Source organism: Microlunatus sp. GCM10028923 (genome assembly GCF_042666975.1).
Taxonomy (GTDB): domain Bacteria; phylum Actinomycetota; class Actinomycetes; order Propionibacteriales; family Propionibacteriaceae; genus Microlunatus.
The window spans coordinates 616,342-632,808 of record NZ_JBHTFF010000001.1; the positions used below are offsets into that span (position 1 = coordinate 616,342).

The window sequence follows — 16,467 nt, forward strand, 5'->3', positions numbered from 1 at the left end:
CACGGGAACGGCTGACCCTGGTCCACGCTGGACCCGGGGCCTGTGCCGGTTTGCCAGCGAGCCATCGTTGCGTCGACACGGATGGGCAACGGTTCGATGCGGTAACGTGATTTGTCCGCCACCTGGGCGGTTGTGCTGCGCGTTGTCGCTGCCTCGGGTGGTGGAAACTGCAGGGATATGAAGGCTGGACTGCTGGTTGCGTGGCGCTGCGGGCGCCTAGGCGGATGTTAAGAATGAAGGCGAATTTCAAGCGGCTGCTCGGCGTTGAAGTGGCGAGTGGTGCCTTTGTGGCCGGTGGGCTGATGATGGCGGCACCTGCCCATGCCGGTGGCGGCGGTGACGTAAGTGGTCGCACAGATGCCGTGTGCGCCGCGGAGTTGGACGCAGCGATCGACGAGGCGCGCGCCCGCGGCTACCGTGTCTACAACATCAATCGGTGCAGTCGCGCCTTGGACGGCTATTGGTACGGCGGGTACTCAATGACGGGCGGCTGATACGGCTAGTGCGCCGTCGTCCACTTCGTGAGGTGCACGGACCAGGGGACTTCGTCGACCGGAAGGGCCCAGTAATGTCATCCGCGAACGCGCACCAGGACCACGGATTGCGGCCGGGTCATCGGGGCGCTGCCTGGACTCTGGTCGTGCTGACCCCCTTGATCGCCGAGCTCGCCTTCGGGTCCACACCCATCCGGTGGGGCTACCTGGTGCTTCTCTGGATCCCGGTCTACGGGTCGGGCGTGCTACTGATCCGCGAACTTGTCCGCCGCACCGGACGAGGCTGGCCGAGCATCCTGTTGCTCGGACTCGGCTACGGACTCCTCGAGGACGGGATCGGTCTGCAGGCGCTCACCAGCCCGAACCTGTACGACGCCGCTGACTGGGGCATGCGGGTCGCCGGCATGAACCTGGCGTACTGGGAAGCGACGGCGATCTATCACGTGGTGTTCTCCGCCGCGATCCCGATCGCCCTGACGGAGTTGATCTTCGGCAAGCACGGTCGACGGCCCTACCTCCGCACCGGCGGCCTGGTCGTTGCTGCACTCGTCACCGTGCTCGGAGTGCTCGTCCTCCGGTTCACGGTTCCCATCGCCCAGGACCCCGGCTACCAGGCGCCGCTCCCGTTCGTGGCCGGTGCCCTGGTCACGGCGCTGGTGATCGGCCTCGTAGCCCTTCGGCTGCTACCAAGATCGGAAAGGTCGCCGACCGACCGTCCGGTTGCCGCACTTTCTTGGTGGTACGTGGGGTCGTTCGTCACGGCTGTCGGATACCTCGCGTTGAGTCACCCGATGTTCGGAGCGGAGCAGCCCGCGTTCACCGACGGGGACCTTGTCGTGTTCCCGATGATCGCCGTCGTCGCGCTGGTCGTCGGCTGTCTTGTGGTGCTCCGTACGGCGGTGAGGTCGTCGCACTGGACCGAACGGCACACCTTGGCCGTGATCGGTGGCGCACTGGTTGGTCACACCGCTGCCGGGGTTGCGATCACCGCGTTCGTCGAGCGCACCGTCGTCGATCGCATCGGCCTCGGCGTGATCGCGATCGCCACCGTGGTGATCATCGTTCTGCTCGATCGCCGAATCAGGGAGATGTCATGAGGTCAGCGAATCGACGGCGATCGTCCTGACCGGAACGAGCTTCTCGCGCAGCTCCGGCTGTGGACCGATCGAACCTTCCAAGACCTGCCTCGACCGCACGTCCGGATCGTCCGGCCGTCCGCCGAGTGGGACGTCATCCGCGATGCACGGACTCGGGCCCGCCAGCGCCCTGCACCCGACAGGCCAGGAGCACGTTGATCGGTGCGAGGTCGACACTGAAGGGCATCCCCACGAAGTGCCGGTTCCCGGGTAGCCGCCGAGCAGGCAGCGCGCGGTCGTCACCGTGCAGCAGCAGCAGTTGACCAAGCACCGCCTGCAGCCCATCCGGGCGGCGCGCAACACCGCGATGCTCCAAGCGTCACCAACTTGCTGGCGGACGCGGTCAGCGCCTCCTTGGCGTCGAACGACCGCCAACACCTACCGGACCCTCGGGTCGGCCGTCCTGGTCCTGTCCCGGAGCTGCGAGCCGCTGAGTCAGTGGCCCGGTCCGGACATCGCTGGGCATGGCCACCTCGAGCTGGGCCACCAGCGACAGTTGATCGGCGGCAGCCCCAAGGCGTTGCCGTCGATCATGTGCGGGCCACGTTGAAAGTCAGTGTAGGAGCAGAGCTGCCTGCCTCGGCGGCCTCGGCGGCCTCGGCGGCCGACGTCAGGCGTCCGTGCGGCTGCCTGGCATGCGGGGCCTGGTCAGTGCTGGGCGGTGTTGATCATGATACTTGGCCTTCTTCCGGCTCTGACGGTTTGCTGTAGTTCTTTCCGGGCGCCCTGCCGGGAATGGGTTTGGCGATGAGCCCAACCGGAATGAAGAAGCAGATCTGGCTGATCGCGAGGGTGAGGGTCCACAGCGCCCGTTCGTCGTACTGGATCGTCGCTCTGGTGAACATTTCGTCAGGGACGCGTTCCCCGTTCGGGTTCGGGGTGAGGACGGCTTCAACCAGTTCCAGGGCGATCCGTTCGGCTTCGGTGAAGTAGGGAGCGTCTCGCCACGATGCGACCGCGGTGATGCGTTCCTCGGACTCGCCGGCCTTGCGGAGATTGTTGGTCTTGTCGACGGTGTGGTAGGTGTTGCCGATCAGTTGTCCGGCCCGAAGCTGGACCAGGCCGATGGTCTTGGCCGGAATCGCCCCGTTCCGGACGGCCTTGTTCATGCCGCGGGCGATCGTCAGCAGTTCAGTTCTCAGGTTCGGGGGTTCGGGCAGCCGCGAAACCAGGTCGTTCTGCTCTCCGGCGGCGGTGGCAGTCGTCGTCATGGGGCATCTCCTCTGCGTCAACGTTCTCGGGTGGCACGACGACGATGATCACGTTCTGCGGATCCTCGTGCCGTGCCTCGGCTGTTCGACGATCCGGACCGGCCGAGTGTCAGGCGTGCCTGACACTCGACGGCTTGATCTCCTCGGACCGGGTGGAAGCAGCTAAACCGCGGAGATCGTCGTGGCACCTCGGATCAGCATGTCAACGCATCGCAGCGCACGGATACGGCCGCGGGTCCGGCATGAACCTCGTGTTCTGGATTGCGGCGGCGTCCTCGCCCTGGGCTTCCTCGGTTCTGGCGTGGTGAAGCTGATCCGCCCGCAGCAACACCTCTCGGCCCGCGGATTCGCTTGGACAGAAGGCTTTCAGCCGTTCACGGTCAGGCTCATCGGTGTGGCGACGGTACCGACCGTACTGATGGCCGGCGCGACTATCGTCCACGTGCGGCGCAGGGAGATAGCGAGGCGCGGATCCCTGCCCGTCCTGGGTGTCCTGACGGCGGTGCTGGCCCTGGTCCGGTTCGTCTGGTGCACCTTCTGATCACCGGCAGCACGCCAGAGGAGGAGCCGTGGAGGTTCTGCCGGCCAGCGCCACCGGCATCCCCGTATTACGACTCCGAGCGCCGGCCACGCGGTGATGGCGATCCACCGATCGGGATTCAGTCACCGAGGTGTCGGTTCGGAGTGGCGCCTGTGACGCGCTGCAGGGGTGTCGTCGGCTCATGGTGCGGGGTGCGTGCGGGGCCGGTCTTGCGTGTGGTCCACCAGATGACTGCGGTGATGAGGACGAGTGGGGTGCTGAGGCGAGGTTCACGATTGGGCCTGCGATCTGTTCGCGGCTGCTGAGTGCGCCACCGAGGTCGACGTGCAGGGTTGGGCCGACCACGAAGTGTGAGTCATGTTCCGGCGACACGTAAGAGGCCTTCCGGGGTGCTCTGGGTCGCGGGGAGGGCGTCGGTGATCACCGCGTCGGTCAGGGTCGGATCGCGATTGTCGGTTGGGCTGTTCCCAGTATTGTTAGCTAGCGCTCGCGTTTGGATACTGGTTGCGCAAGATCATCATCGGGACCGGTGAGGACGTTGCGATAGTGCTCGGCGGCCTGGGCCATGTCCCTGCCGAGGAGATCGAAGAAGATGGCGGCTCGCTGGAGTTGGGCGCCGGCCGGGGTGTCTTCGCCGAGTACTTTGACGCCCTTGGCAGTGACCTCCGCGTAGCGGCCGATCGATCGCGTGCCGACCAGCCATGCCCGATACCAGAGTTCCCCGTCGATCAGGTAGCGGTCGCGGCGTTGATCGCGCTCGCGGTGCACCAGCTGCAGGGGTTCGAGCCAGGCGATCGCCTTCGAGATCGAGGCCGGGCTGACGTGCAGGCGGGCTGTGAGGTCCGCGACGGTCAGTCCCTGATCATCGCTGGTCATCAGGGCGACCATGACTCGCGCGATCATGGGTGGCAGCCCGGATTGACCCAGCGTCGTGCCGAGCTGCTCCTCGAGCTCCCGTACCGCGGTGGCATCGCGAGGATAGTGATTGGCGGGCGCTGGCTTGGCCGTCGAGCTTGGACGACGACGGGCCCGCACGGTGGTGGCCTGCTGGGCCCGGTGTGCGCGGTAATTGCGGGGGCCACCGTTGCGGGTGATCTCCCGGCCAACTGTTGATCTTGGTCGCCTGATCCGACGGGCGATCTCGGCATAGGACAAGCCCTCGGCCAGCCCCTCGGAGATCGTGCGGCGGTCCTCGTACGCCAATCGCTCACCCGGCATCTTGTCCTCCCTGATTGCGACACAGCCAATCGCTGTTGCGTTCGCAGACACCGTCATTGCGCCAATTTCCCGACTCTGACTAGGCAGATCAGGACGGGATAGTTGTTACGACGGTCGCTGCTTCGTAGCCTTTCTCAATGAGGAAATATTAGTGGCAATCTCAGGAGGGGCCAGATGTCCGAACCTCGGCAGAGCACAGTCAGCGCAGTCGTGACCAGGCCGAAGGTGTGCCTGATCACGGGTGCGTCCTCGGGGATCGGTCACGCGACGGCGCTCGAGCTGCTGCGGGCCGGACACACTGTTTATGGCGCCGCCCGGCGCCAGCAGCTCATGATCGACCTCGAGCGGGCCGGCGGTGCGGCGCTCCCGATGGACGTCACGAAGGAGGAGGATCTGCAGCGTGTCGTGCAAACGATCATGAGCGAGCAGCAGCGGATCGATGTCTTGATCAACAATGCGGGAATGGTGATCCACGGCTCGGTCGAGGACACCCCGATAGAAGCCGCCCGGCGCCACTTCGACGTGAACGTGCTGGCTCCGGCTCGACTGGTCCAGCTGGTGCTGCCGTACCTGCGACAGCAAAAGTCGGGCACGATTGTCAACGTCTCATCGATCGGTGGCGAGATCGCCCTACCGCTCGGAGCCTGGTACTACGCGTCGAAGCACGCGTTGGAGGCGATGTCGGACACCCTGCGGATGGAGGTCGAGTCGTTCGGTGTGAACGTAGTGGTGATCCAGCCCGGCATCATCAGGACCGACTTCGAATCTGCGATCGCGCAGGACCTGCGGATGATCTCCGGCGATGGGGCGTATCGAGACATGGCCGAGGCGATGGCCAAGGCAGCAGAGAAGCAGTCGACCGCAGCTGATCAAGCTTCGTCGCCGAGCGTGGTCGCTGAGGCCATTCGCACGGCGATCGAAGCGGATCGGCCGGACACCCGCTATGTCGTCGGTTGGCAGGCAGAAGCGCTGCTCAACCTCAACCGCACGCTGTCGGATCGCGAGTTCGACGCGGCGATCACCGGAGGACTGCGATGACCCCGGCAATTCGGGCCGAAGGGCTCGTCAAGACCTTCGGACGTACGCATGCGCTGGACGAACTGAGCCTTTCCGTGAGCACGGGGGAGGTGCACGGCTTCCTCGGACCCAACGGCGCGGGCAAGACCACGACCATCCGGATCCTGCTCGGCCTGATGCGGGCCACCTCGGGCAGGGTCCGGCTGCTCGGTGGCAATCCCTGGACGGATGCCGAGCGGCTGCACCGGCGACTGGCCTACGTGCCGGGCGATGTCACCCTCTGGCCGAACCTCACCGGCGGTGAGACCATCGACCTGCTGACCAGGCTGCGCGGCGGAGTTGATCTCGCGCGCCGGGACGATCTGATCGAGCGGTTTGATCTTGATCCGACGAAGCGGGCCCGGACCTATTCGAAGGGCAACCGGCAGAAGGTCGGGCTGATCGCTGCGTTGAGCTCCAATGTGGAGTTGTTGATCTTGGACGAGCCGACTTCGGGCCTCGATCCGCTGATGGAGGAGGTGTTTCGCGAGGCCGTGGCCGAGGAGCGCGACCTGGGCCGTACCGTCTTGTTGTCCAGCCACATCCTGGGCGAGGTCGAGGCGCTGTGTGATCGGGTCACGATCGTTCGCGACGGCCAGGCGGTGGAGAGCGGCACGCTGGCCGATCTGCGGCACCTGACCCGGACCGCGATCACCGCCGATCTGGCCGCGCCTGTGGAGGATCTTGCTACGTTGCCCGGCGTACATGATCTTCGTACGGACGGCACCCGGGTCCGCTTCGATGTCGACAACGAGGCCCTGGATGAGGCCCTGCGTCGCTTGACCATGATCGGGGTACGTACCCTGGTCAGCCAGCCGCCGACACTGGAGCAATTGTTCCTCCGGCATTACGACCGGAATCAGAGCCGGGAGCCGGAGGTCGTCCGGTGATCATTCCCACTGGTACGGGCCGACTGGTCCGATTCATCCTGCGCCGGGATCGCTGGTTCCTGCCGCTCTGGATCGCGGTGCCGCCGTTGATCTTGTTGTCGTTCGCCGGCGCCATGGCGACGTCGTTTCCGACTGCCGAGGTGCGCGAGCAGTACGCGGAGGCCAGCGCCAGCAACGCGATGTTCACGATGATGTACGGCGAACTGCATGGTGCCGGGCTGGGTGAGCTGGTCGCCTGGCGGGCCGGATTCTTTCCGGTGCTGCTCGGCCTGTGCAGCATGCTCAGCGTCATCCGGCATACCCGGGCCGAGGAGGAGGCCGGGCGTCGGGAGTTGATCGCCGCCACCGCGATCTCGCGGCACGCAAGTCTGGCTGCCGCACTGATCGTCGTCTCGGCCGTCAACCTCTCCATCGGCTTGCTCACCGCGCTGGCCTTGATCAGCTTCGGCCTGCCGGCGGTCGGATCGATCGCACTCGCCTCGGGACTGGCCGGCTGCGGGGTCGGGCTGGCAGGCGTCGCGGCGTTGATCGCGCAGCTGACCAGCGGAGCCGGGACCGCGCGGGGAATCGGGATCGTCTTCCTCGCCGCCGCCTTGATGCTGCGCAGCGTCGGAGATCTGAACACGCAGGCCGGCGGCGCATTGGGCTGGGTGATGTGGCTGTCCCCGTTCGGCTGGAGCAACCAGCTGCGTCCCTTCGCCGGCGAGCGGTGGTGGCTGCTTGTCCTTGTTCTGTTGGTGTCCGCGGCGTTGACGGCGTTGGCGATCGTGGTGTCCGGACGGCGCGATCTGGGTGCCGGATTGATTCAGCCGCGGCCCGGTCCGGCCGTCGCCGCTCCCGGTCTCCGATCACCGGTTGCCCTGGCCTGGCGGTTGCATCGGCGTACCCTGGCCGGTTGGTCGCTGGGCCTGGCGCTGGCGGGGCTGGCCTTCGGGAGCATCGGCCGGACCGGCGAGCAGATCGCCAGCACCATGTCGCCCGAGGCGATGGCCGCGCTCGCCGGAGTGCTCAGCGGAGCGGGCTCGCTCGGTGATCAGTTTCTCGCCGTCATTCTGGAGATGTTCAGCATGATCGCTGCCGGGTACGCGGTGCTCGCCACGTTGGCGATCATGAACGAAGAGCGCAGCGGACGGGCCGAGGAGCTGCTGGCCACGCCGGTGAATCGGATCCGGTGGGCTGCCAGTCATCTGCTGTTCGCCTTGATCAATCCGACGGTTGTGACCGTCGTATTCGGCACAGCCGTCGGACTCGTGCACGGTCTGAGCGGCGACGACCCGGGCGACCAGTTGCTGCGCGTCTTCGGCGGGACGGTCGCTCGCCTGCCGGTGATCTGGCTGTTCGTCGGGCTGACCTTCCTTCTCTGCGGGTTACTGCCGCGGATCGCCGCCGGGGCGTTCGTGGTGCTGTTCGGCAGCCTGTTGATCCTCGGTCTTGGCATCCAACTGCGGCTGAGCCCCTGGATCGTCGGCCTCTCGCCGTTCGCGCATCTGCCCGAACTGCCGGGTGGTGAGCTGCAATGGACGCCGCTTGTGGTGCTGACCGCGCTGACCGCGATCTTGATCGCGGCCGGTCTGGTCGGACTGCGACGGCGTGATCTTCCCGCCGCGTGATCACATGGAGGAGTCGCGTCGGGACCGCAAGAAGCGGTTGACCCGACAGCGGATCGCCGACTCGGCGATCAAGCTCGTCCTGGAGCGCGGCTATGACCTGACGACCGTCGCCGAGATCGCAGCCGCGGCGGATGTCGATCCCAAGACGTTCTTCAACTACTTCGGCAACAAGGACGAGGTGCTGTTCGACGCCAGCCGATTCGACGAGGTGATCGCGGCGATGATCAAGGATCGCCGGCCGGACGACGATCCGGGACGGCTGCTGGGTCGGTTCTTCGCGACCCACGACACCGGCGCCCTGCACCCGCTCTCTTCGTCGCTCGGGCCGCCCGATCAGGCGGCGCTGACCCGGTTGATCTTGAGTACGCCGTCGCTGCAGGCCAAGGTCCTGACCCTGCTCGATGACCTGCAGCGACGGTTCGTCGCGGCGTTGCTGGCCGAGTTTCCCGATGAACTGGACGAGCTCACCGCCACCGCAACCATCGGCGCCCTGATCGGCGCCACCTACCAAGTTGCCCTAGTGTCGATCAGGAACGGACGATCGCGAGAGGACAGCTGCCGAGCGATCCGGCATGCAAGCGAGATCGTGCTGAACGGCGTCGCCTCACGCCGCCGAACCCAATCATGACCCGCTGGATTTGCACCGGTAGCCGAGACGTATCTGGCTGAGCGTCTTTCGAGTCCGCGCGGATCACCGGTGTGCAGCCCACCCAGGCCGGGCGGATCACGCAGCGGGCCGGTATCTCCCGCCGCCGCGGTCAGGTCCCGAAGCCGGACCCGGTCGAACCACCCGCGGTCGTTCGACCGATCGGCCGTCCTGCACCTGGCGGCGCCGCGGCGGTGGGGGTGCTGTCTCCGCGATCGTCCGATCGCCGGCGGTGCACCAGCCGCCGCTGTGCCCGGCCTCGGCGGCCCCAGGGTGCGGGGTAGGGCCGAAAGGCACAACCCAGACCGCAGGCGGGGCCCGGGTTGATGGTCCCTACTTCGGTGACGGTCTCACAGGTCGCCTGGGCCTGGATCGCGCATCGACGACTGCCGATTGTTGATGCGACGTTCACCGTGTGCGGTGTCGAGATCCGTTGTGCCGGCTTCTCGGCCGGCGGTGATATTGCGAAACGCTGATCGGCGAAGATCGCGGATTGCCTGGTCGATTGTGCTGACGGCCGTGCTGAGGTGTTCTGCGATGTCGTCGTCGGTAGCCAGGTTCGACGCCGCCGCCAGATCGAATGCGGCGCGGGTCAACTGACGGATGGCACGTTGATGGAGTTCCGGTTGCGGTGAGTGCCCGGCTACCGATCCGCCGTGGTCGTTGGAGGTCATCACGACACCCCTCCGACAGGCACATGAAGACCGGCTGAGAGGTGTCCGTTGGACCCGCGCTGAGTGGGCACCGCTACCTCCAATGGCGGTATTGCCGTGCCGGGGTCCAGGCAGTGGTCGTCTCCGGCAGCCGGTTCGCCATTGTCCAGCACGTACTGGACTGCCTCGGCCACTGCCTCCCTGCCGTACCCAGTCGTCGCGACCCTCGGCGCGGGCCCGCTCAGCAGCCGTCGACCAGCTCGCCGCCGTGGGGAGCCGCAGTCATGGTTCCTGCGGGGTGTCGGGGATCTGGGCGAGATTGTCGGCCTCGACCTCGTCGAGGAGTTGGTCGAGGCCGATGCCGCGGCTGCCGGCAAGAGCGGCGCCGTACTGCCGGCTCAACGCCACGATCAGCGCCGTGATGCCTGCGCGCCCGTGGCGGGCCTGCAGATCCTCGGCCACGGCGTCGCCGACCTTCTCGTCCACCGCAAAGTCGGACCAGACTGATCGCGGCGAACTCGGCATCGTCGTAGAAGCTCACACCGGCGACGCTAGGCGAGTGCTTTGACGATCCGGGCACCAGGGACTCGGTAGCTACAACGCCGCCCCGGTGACCGAGGACTGGCCGGACAAGATGCGCTATCCCGGTGACAACGGGGATCAGCATTGGGACAAGGGAACGCTGCGCGAGCTGATGCAACCGGTGCTGGAGGTACAGCGCAAGTACGGCCTGCGGATCTACGTCGGTGAGTTCAGCGCGATCCGCTGGGCTCCCGGCGCCGCACAGTATCTCCGGGACTCGGTGGAACTGTTCGAGGAGTACGGCTGGAGCTGGACCTATCACTCGTTTCGCGACTGGCACGGCTGGCAGCTGGACTACACGGACACGATGACCAGCGATGCGAACAGCGCCGCCGCGATGGCCACCCAACCGACCGACCGATCCTTGATCATCAAGAGCTATCTGGCTCGGAACACCTACGCACCCGATCTGGACCTGCCGCGGACACCGACCGATCTGGTCCGCAACGGTGACTTCACCGACGATGCCGACGCCGATGGGCTGGCCGACGGCTGGGCGAAGGGCAGAGGGATCCAGACCTCGCTCGCAGCTGACGGTGAGACGCCCCGGCAGGACGTTGTGGCTGACGGCACCAGTTCCTCGTACGCGAAGGGTCTTGATCAGGAGTGGATCTCCGTCACGCCTGGGCACGGCTATCGTCTGCAGGCCAAGATCAAGGTCGACCTGGGCACGGTGCGGTTCTGGCACTACGACGTGACCAGTCCCTACGCCTTCACAGACAGCGGTGTCGTCGAGGACGTGTCGCCCACCGGGGGTGCCTATCGTGACAGCCGGCTCGAGTTTGTGGCGACGGACAGCACCGCCCAGGTCGGCGTCCGGTTCTGGTCGACCGCACCGGCCGCCTTCTCGATTCAGCAGGTGCAATTGATCGATCTTGGACCGGACGTCGTGATCCGGGCACCCCGGACCACGGCCACCGTCACGGCCGCGGACGGGCCCGACTCCGCCCGGGTGGACTTCGCGGCAGTCGCCTTCGACGGTAAGACCGTTGACAGGACCGAGTACCGGATCGTTGGCAAGGCGACCAATTGGACCGCGGCAGCCGACGGCGGTCTCGCACTGACCGATCCGGGCACGTACCTGATCGGCTACCGATCGGTCGACTCGGACGGTGTCGTCGAGCCAGCCCAGGCCGTAGCGGTCGTCGTCCGCCGATCCGGAAGGTCGCCGAGGGAGGCCGCTCAGTAGTGCGCATGCCCGCCGGCCGTGCATTGGCGTGAGCCGGTTGGTCCAGAGTCCTTCGAGTTTCTGCCCGAGTTCCGATATGTTCATAGGTGAACGCAAAACGAACTTATCGAACATGGTGCGTCCGAAGGGGACTCGATGGAGCTCAAAGCCGACCTGGCTGTCATCGGCGGCGGTCTCGGTGGCATCTCGGCGGCGATGGCCGCGCTGGAGGCCGGGTGCACGGTCGTCCTGACCGAGGCGACCAACTGGTTGGGCGGACAGCTGACCAGTCAGCTGGTCCCGCTGGACGAGCGTCTCGGGATCGAACGTGACGGTGCCAATGCGTCGTACCGTCGACTGCGGGAGCGGTTCCGGGCCTATTACCGGGACCATTTCCCGCTGACAACGGAGGCTCGCCGCGACCCGTACCTCAATCCGGGCCGGGCCTGGGTCAGTCCGATCAGCGTCGAGCCCCGGGTCGCCGTCGCGTGTTTCGAGGCCCTGCTGCGCCCGTACGTCAGCAGCGGCCGGCTGCGGCTGCTGATGCGCACCGAGCCGGTGGCTGTGGCGGTGCACGAGGATCGGATCGACGGAGTCCGGGTTGCCGGGGACGGGCAGGAGTGGGACCTGGTCGCCGAATTCGTCATCGACGCGACCGAGCTCGGCGAATTGCTGGAGCTCGGCGGGGTGGAGCACGTGACGGGCCGGGAGTCGCAGGCCGAGACCGGCGAACCGAGCGCGGGTAGCACGGCGGATCCGACCGACATGCAGGGCGCGACCTGGTGCTTTGCCGTTGATCATCTGGAGGGCGAGGATCACACCATCGACCGGCCGGCCGACTACGCGTTCTGGCGCGAGCTGCGGCCAGTACAGCACGGCGGGCTGCCCCTGTTCTCTTTCCGCAACGCCAGCGCGCCGGAGGGGGGATCGAGCAACGACTGGACGATGGCGCCGAACCGGACCGACGACGTGATTGATCTTGATCACCGGACGCCGGGACGGATCCCGGAGCTGTGGAGCTTCCGGCGGATCGCCTCCATGGCCTCCTTCACTCCGGGCACCTATCGCAGCGACATCAGTGTGATCAACTGCCCAATGAACGACTATTATCTCGGCCCCCTGTTCGGCGTGCCTGATGCCGACGAGCATCGGCTGGCCGCGAAGGCGTTGAGCCGATCCTTCCTCTACTGGCTGCAGACCGAAGCGCCGCGACCCGACGGCGGCACTGGCTGGCCCGGCCTGCGACTTCGCCCCGATGTGACCGGAACGAGCGACGGGTTTGCTGCTTACCCCTACCTTCGCGAGTCCCGACGGATCCGGGCTCTGAAGACGATCGTCGAGCAGGAGGTCTCGGCCAAGATCCGTGCGGCGGCCGGCACGCTGCGGCACGCCGACAGTGTCGGGGTTGGCGACTACTTCTGGATCGACCGGCACCGCACCTCGGGCGGCGGGGCGGGCGGCAGCGACATCCCGACACCGTTCGAGATCCCGCTGCGCAGCCTGGTGCCGCAACGGATCCGCAACCTGCTGCCGGCGGCGAAGAACATCGGCACCACGCAGATCACCAACGGCTGCTATCGCCTGCACCCCGTCGAATGGAGCATCGGCGAGGCTGCCGGCGCACTCGCCGGACACTGCCTGCAGCAGGGCACCGAGCCGCACGCGGTCGCCGCAGACGCCGCGGCCGTCACGAGGTTCCAGGACGTCCTGGAGCGCCGTGGCGTACAACTGCACTGGGATGTTGATCAAGCGAGGACGGTGAACCGGGTTGCCTGACCTGTCGACCATGAAGGCCACCGAGCGGCATGACTGGCTCGTCAACCGGGCGCGCGAGCGAGGGTTCGCGCGGGTCGCCGAGCTGGCCGGTGAGCTGGGTGTCTCCAGCATGACGATCCGGCGCGATCTTGATCAACTCGAGGACCTGGGTCTGGTGAAGCGGGTCCGCGGAGGGGTTGTCCCCGGCACCAGTGCCGACCCGGGACCCGAGTCCGCTCCGGCGGAGCCACAGGAGCCTCGGATCGGCGTACTGATGCCCGAGGTGACCGGCTCTCCGGGAGCGGCGAATCCGGCGGCCCAGCCGCCAGAGGTCGGCTACTACTTCGAACGAATCCTCTCCGGGGTGCGGGCTGAGCTCCAGAACTCCGGACTGCGGCCACGGCTGGCGTTCTCCCCGATGGGCACCAGGGACAGCGATCCGGAGGTCAACCGGCGGACGCTGGGCGTCGAGCGCCGGATGGTCGATGAGTTGATCGCGGCGGGCGTCAACGGACTGCTGTTCAGCCCGAACGGGGCGAGCGGGCCGATGGACGAATACCTCGACTGGCTCCGCGCCTTGCCCATTCCGGTGGTGCTGATGGAACGCGAGCTCGGTGCGAGCACCGCGGTGCCGAGCGTCTCGTCGGTACGGTCAGCGCACGAGGTCGGCGTGGCCAAGGCGCTGGTCCATCTCCGCGACCTGGGGCACAAGGCCGTCTACCTGCTGCGGCACCACCAGTCGCAGACAGCGTCGGCCATCCATCAGGGATGGCTGGCAGCGACTGCCGCGCAGGGACTCGATGCGACGCTCACCACGGTCGTCGGCGAACTGGCCGACTGGCCCCAGGACGTGGCCGTCGACGCGTTCCTGCGCGGGCTGCTCGATCGGGGTGTCACGGCTTTGCTGTGTCACAACGACAACAACGCGTACGTGATCTTGCGCCGGGCTGCCGCGCTGGGCATCGACGTCCCGGCGAAGCTGTCGTTGATCAGTTACGACGACGACTTCGCGGAGCTGTTCGATCCGCCGGTCACCGCGGTGGCGCCGCCGCGGTTCTACGTCGGCCGGATGGCGGCCCGGCTGCTGCTGGACCGTTTCGCCGGCGCGCTGCCGAACGTCGCACACGTCCGAGTGGAGCCGCACCTCGCGATCCGCGAATCCACCGGTCCGGCACTCCACTAGTGTCGTGCGTCCTTTGTTCCTTGTCAGGTGGCGGCGTCCAGGTGCGTGCATCGCAAGGCCGACGAGGAAGACATATCGGGTCATATATCGCCTGAGGAGAACGCCGCGAGGTGCGTGCCTGGGCGTCGCCAACTGGCAAGGAACAAAGGACGCGCGACACTAGCTCCCGACGCCGCGCGGGCACCGACCACGACGATGCGACCGGTTTCGCATCGTCGTCTTCGCATGCCTGCTGCCACCGATGCGCGCCTGGACCGGGTCTCGCGACCATGATCATCTTCGATTGACAAGGACCTAGCTCTCGTGCACTATGTTCAGTGTCGAACAAGTCAATGTTCGAAGTAACAGAGTTCGATGGTGAATCTGAGAGGTGGCTCCGCACGATGACCACTGCGTCCCTGGAGCGGCGGCGCCGCCCAACCATCGGCCAGCGGCTGCGGCACAACTGGCCGCTGACGGTCTTCCTGGTGCCGGGCACCGTGCTGTTGCTGCTCTTCCACTACCTGCCGCTGGCCGGCAACGTGATCGCCTTCAAGGATTACCTGCCGTTCGTCGGCGTCGCGGATTCGCCGTGGGTGGGCTGGCGCAACTTCCAGATCCTGTTCAACGGTGACGAGGCATTCCTGCGCGCGCTGGGGAACACGTTGTTGATCACCGTCGTCCAGACCGTGGTCGTCTTCCCGGCACCGATCGTCCTCGCCCTGCTGCTCAACAGCCTGCTGTCGGAGCGGATCAAGCGTGTCGTGCAGACGGTGCTCTATCTGCCGCACTTCCTGTCCTGGGTCATCGTGGTGGCGATCTTCCAGCAGTTCCTCGGTGGCTCAGGAATGATCAACACCTGGCTGCGCTCCCATGGTGCCGACCCGGTCCAGATCATCGGCAACGCCGACTCGTTCGTCGCGCTGATCACCTCACAGGTGATCTGGAAGGACACCGGCTGGGCGACGATCCTGTTCCTGGCCGTGCTCGCGACCATCCCGACCGAGTTGTACGAATCCGCGAGCGTCGACGGTGCCTCCCGATTCAGGCAGACCTGGCATGTGACGCTGCCCGGCATGCGCCCGATCATCATCCTGCTGCTGATCTTGAAGCTCGGCGATTCGCTGACTGTCGGCTTCGAGCAGATCCTGCTGCAGCAACCCTCGGTCGGCCTGCAGGCCTCCGAAGTGCTGGACACGTACGTCTACAACAACGGCGTGATCGGCGGGAACTGGGGCGTCTCGGCAGCGGTCGGCCTGACCAAGGGCCTGGTCAGCGTCGGGCTGGTGCTCGCGGCCAACAAGCTGGCCCATATCTTCGGTGAGGACGGGGTGTATCGCCGTGGCGCTTGATCAACTTCCGGCCGGCCCGACCACCGGGGTCGCGTCCGAACCGCCCAGCCCTGCGCGCCGGGACCGGCGTCGGTCCTCGAGGGTGTACAGCGGGCAGCCGGCGCCGCATCCGCTGTGGCGGCTGATCAAGGCGGTCGTGCTGACGGTCGCCTGCGCTGCGGTGGTCCTGCCCTTCGTCGGGATCGTGGCGACGTCGGTGGCACCGGGTGATCAACTGGCCCGCAGCAGTGGCTTCGTACTGTGGCCGGAGTCGGTCAACCTCGAGGCCTACCGATCGATCCTGACCGGTGGCGTGGTCACCCGGTCCTTGATCATCTCGATCGGCGTGACGCTGGTCGGAACCGCGCTGTCGATGGCAGCCACCACCCTGATGGCGTACGGGCTCGCCCGGCCGGTCACCGTCGGCCGGGGACCGGTGCTGAGCCTGCTGCTGCTCAGCCTGCTCTTCGCGCCCGGAATGATCCCCATCTATCTGGTGGTCAAGCAGGTCGGACTGCTCGACTCGTTGTGGGCGTTGATCCTGCCGTCGATGCTATCGGCGTTCAACGTGATCGTCGTCCGCTCCTTCTTCCAGGGGATCCCCGCCGAACTGATCGACTCCGCTCGGATCGACGGCGCGTCCGAGTGGCAGATCTTCCGGCTGATCAGCCTGCCGTTGTCCAAGGCCGTGCTGGCTGTGGTCGGGCTGTTCTACGCCGTGCAGTACTGGAACGCTTTCTTCAACGCGCTGCTCTACCTCAACGAATCGTCGCTGTGGCCGCTGCAGATGGTCCTGCGCACATACGTGATCAACGGCACGAACCTGAGCCCGGCCGATCTTGGTCCGGCCGAGGTGCTGCCCCCGCAACCCGCCCTGCAGATGGCGATCCTGGTGATCTCGATCGTTCCGATCATCTGCCTCTATCCATTCCTGCAAAGGCATTTCGCGAAGGGCGTCCTCACCGGCGCCGTCAAGGGATAGTCCCACGGCCCCTCTCATCCACTGACCCGACC

The 16,467-nt window shown here is 66.5% G+C and carries 16 protein-coding genes; 12 read left to right on the forward strand and 4 right to left on the reverse strand.

Annotated elements, in window-relative coordinates:
- The first annotated feature begins 233 nt into the window (after window positions 1–233).
- Window positions 234–494 carry a hypothetical protein gene (locus ACFQU4_RS02805; protein WP_377486640.1) on the forward strand — a complete coding sequence of 87 codons (261 nt, stop codon included), beginning with the start codon at window positions 234–236 and terminating at the stop codon, window positions 492–494.
- Between the two features lie 32 nt (window positions 495–526).
- Entirely contained in the window at window positions 527–1,591 is a 1,065-nt protein-coding gene (locus tag ACFQU4_RS02810) for a hypothetical protein (RefSeq protein WP_377486643.1), read from the forward strand.
- 707 nt (window positions 1,592–2,298) lie between these two features.
- On the opposite strand, the gene ACFQU4_RS02815 is transcribed toward ACFQU4_RS02810, so the two are convergent.
- Window positions 2,299–2,841 (reverse strand): carboxymuconolactone decarboxylase family protein, encoded by a 543-nt coding sequence (locus ACFQU4_RS02815; RefSeq protein WP_377486646.1) that lies wholly within the window; start codon window positions 2,839–2,841, stop codon window positions 2,299–2,301.
- A gap of 301 nt (window positions 2,842–3,142) precedes the next feature.
- On the opposite strand from ACFQU4_RS02815, the gene ACFQU4_RS02820 reads away from it, so the two are divergent.
- The gene (locus ACFQU4_RS02820) at window positions 3,143–3,382 is read left to right on the forward strand and encodes a hypothetical protein (protein ID WP_377486649.1); all 240 of its coding nucleotides are present in this window, start codon (window positions 3,143–3,145) and stop codon (window positions 3,380–3,382) included.
- A gap of 480 nt (window positions 3,383–3,862) precedes the next feature.
- Here the strand turns inward: ACFQU4_RS02820 and ACFQU4_RS02825 are convergent, their stop codons facing one another.
- Window positions 3,863–4,657, reverse strand: a complete 795-nt coding sequence (locus tag ACFQU4_RS02825; RefSeq protein ID WP_377486652.1) for a helix-turn-helix domain-containing protein — start codon at window positions 4,655–4,657, stop codon at window positions 3,863–3,865.
- Between the two features lie 117 nt (window positions 4,658–4,774).
- On the opposite strand from ACFQU4_RS02825, the gene ACFQU4_RS02830 reads away from it, so the two are divergent.
- From ACFQU4_RS02830 to ACFQU4_RS02845, 4 genes are read left to right on the forward strand one after another with little or no spacing between them, the layout of a single operon-like run.
- Window positions 4,775–5,638, forward strand: coding sequence for an oxidoreductase (locus ACFQU4_RS02830; RefSeq protein WP_377486655.1), 864 nt, complete (start codon window positions 4,775–4,777; stop codon window positions 5,636–5,638).
- The gene (locus ACFQU4_RS02835; RefSeq protein ID WP_377486657.1) at window positions 5,635–6,546 is read left to right on the forward strand and encodes an ATP-binding cassette domain-containing protein; all 912 of its coding nucleotides are present in this window, start codon (window positions 5,635–5,637) and stop codon (window positions 6,544–6,546) included. The genes ACFQU4_RS02830 and ACFQU4_RS02835 overlap by 4 nt, the downstream gene beginning before the upstream one ends.
- Window positions 6,543–8,156, forward strand: a complete 1,614-nt coding sequence (locus tag ACFQU4_RS02840; protein ID WP_377486660.1) for an ABC transporter permease — start codon at window positions 6,543–6,545, stop codon at window positions 8,154–8,156. The genes ACFQU4_RS02835 and ACFQU4_RS02840 overlap by 4 nt, the downstream gene beginning before the upstream one ends.
- Window positions 8,157–8,160: 4 nt before the next feature.
- Window positions 8,161–8,784, forward strand: a complete 624-nt coding sequence (locus ACFQU4_RS02845; RefSeq protein ID WP_377486663.1) for a TetR/AcrR family transcriptional regulator — start codon at window positions 8,161–8,163, stop codon at window positions 8,782–8,784.
- A 368-nt stretch (window positions 8,785–9,152) separates the two neighbouring features.
- Here ACFQU4_RS02845 and ACFQU4_RS02850 read toward each other — a convergent pair whose 3' ends face one another.
- Together ACFQU4_RS02850 and ACFQU4_RS02855 are read right to left on the reverse strand one after the other, a co-directional pair.
- On the reverse strand, window positions 9,153–9,476 hold the full coding sequence (locus tag ACFQU4_RS02850) for a hypothetical protein (RefSeq protein ID WP_377486666.1): 324 nt from the start codon (window positions 9,474–9,476) through the stop codon (window positions 9,153–9,155).
- Window positions 9,477–9,737: 261 nt separating this feature from the next.
- Window positions 9,738–9,941 (reverse strand): hypothetical protein, encoded by a 204-nt coding sequence (locus ACFQU4_RS02855; protein WP_377486669.1) that lies wholly within the window; start codon window positions 9,939–9,941, stop codon window positions 9,738–9,740.
- Between the two features lie 124 nt (window positions 9,942–10,065).
- Here ACFQU4_RS02855 and ACFQU4_RS02860 point away from each other — a divergent pair, with 124 nt between their 5' ends.
- The 5 genes from ACFQU4_RS02860 (at window position 10,066) to ACFQU4_RS02880 (ending at window position 16,435) form a co-directional block, all read left to right on the forward strand.
- Window positions 10,066–11,226, forward strand: a complete 1,161-nt coding sequence (locus ACFQU4_RS02860) for a hypothetical protein (RefSeq protein WP_377486672.1) — start codon at window positions 10,066–10,068, stop codon at window positions 11,224–11,226.
- Window positions 11,227–11,361: 135 nt separating this feature from the next.
- Complete coding sequence (locus tag ACFQU4_RS02865; RefSeq protein WP_377486675.1) at window positions 11,362–12,981, forward strand: FAD-dependent oxidoreductase; 1,620 nt, start codon at window positions 11,362–11,364, stop codon at window positions 12,979–12,981.
- Window positions 12,974–14,143: a substrate-binding domain-containing protein gene (locus ACFQU4_RS02870; RefSeq protein ID WP_377486678.1), complete on the forward strand. Its 1,170-nt coding sequence runs from the start codon at window positions 12,974–12,976 to the stop codon at window positions 14,141–14,143. The genes ACFQU4_RS02865 and ACFQU4_RS02870 overlap by 8 nt, the downstream gene beginning before the upstream one ends.
- Window positions 14,144–14,526: 383 nt before the next feature.
- Window positions 14,527–15,474, forward strand: coding sequence for an ABC transporter permease (locus ACFQU4_RS02875; RefSeq protein ID WP_377486682.1), 948 nt, complete (start codon window positions 14,527–14,529; stop codon window positions 15,472–15,474).
- The gene (locus tag ACFQU4_RS02880; RefSeq protein WP_377486685.1) at window positions 15,464–16,435 is read left to right on the forward strand and encodes a carbohydrate ABC transporter permease; all 972 of its coding nucleotides are present in this window, start codon (window positions 15,464–15,466) and stop codon (window positions 16,433–16,435) included. Before ACFQU4_RS02875 ends, ACFQU4_RS02880 begins: the two co-directional genes overlap by 11 nt.
- Window positions 16,436–16,467 lie beyond the last annotated feature (32 nt).

Coding starts and splice junctions, on each gene's coding strand:
- ACFQU4_RS02805 (WP_377486640.1), top strand. CDS start 234: ATGAAGGCGAATTTCAAGCGGCTGCTCGGCGTTGAAGTGGCGAGTGGT.
- ACFQU4_RS02815 (WP_377486646.1), bottom strand. CDS start 2,841: ATGACGACGACTGCCACCGCCGCCGGAGAGCAGAACGACCTGGTTTCG.
- ACFQU4_RS02825 (WP_377486652.1), bottom strand. CDS start 4,657: ATGACGGTGTCTGCGAACGCAACAGCGATTGGCTGTGTCGCAATCAGG.
- ACFQU4_RS02830 (WP_377486655.1), top strand. CDS start 4,775: ATGTCCGAACCTCGGCAGAGCACAGTCAGCGCAGTCGTGACCAGGCCG.
- ACFQU4_RS02835 (WP_377486657.1), top strand. CDS start 5,635: ATGACCCCGGCAATTCGGGCCGAAGGGCTCGTCAAGACCTTCGGACGT.
- ACFQU4_RS02845 (WP_377486663.1), top strand. CDS start 8,161: ATGGAGGAGTCGCGTCGGGACCGCAAGAAGCGGTTGACCCGACAGCGG.
- ACFQU4_RS02850 (WP_377486666.1), bottom strand. CDS start 9,476: ATGACCTCCAACGACCACGGCGGATCGGTAGCCGGGCACTCACCGCAA.
- ACFQU4_RS02865 (WP_377486675.1), top strand. CDS start 11,362: ATGGAGCTCAAAGCCGACCTGGCTGTCATCGGCGGCGGTCTCGGTGGC.
- ACFQU4_RS02875 (WP_377486682.1), top strand. CDS start 14,527: ATGACCACTGCGTCCCTGGAGCGGCGGCGCCGCCCAACCATCGGCCAG.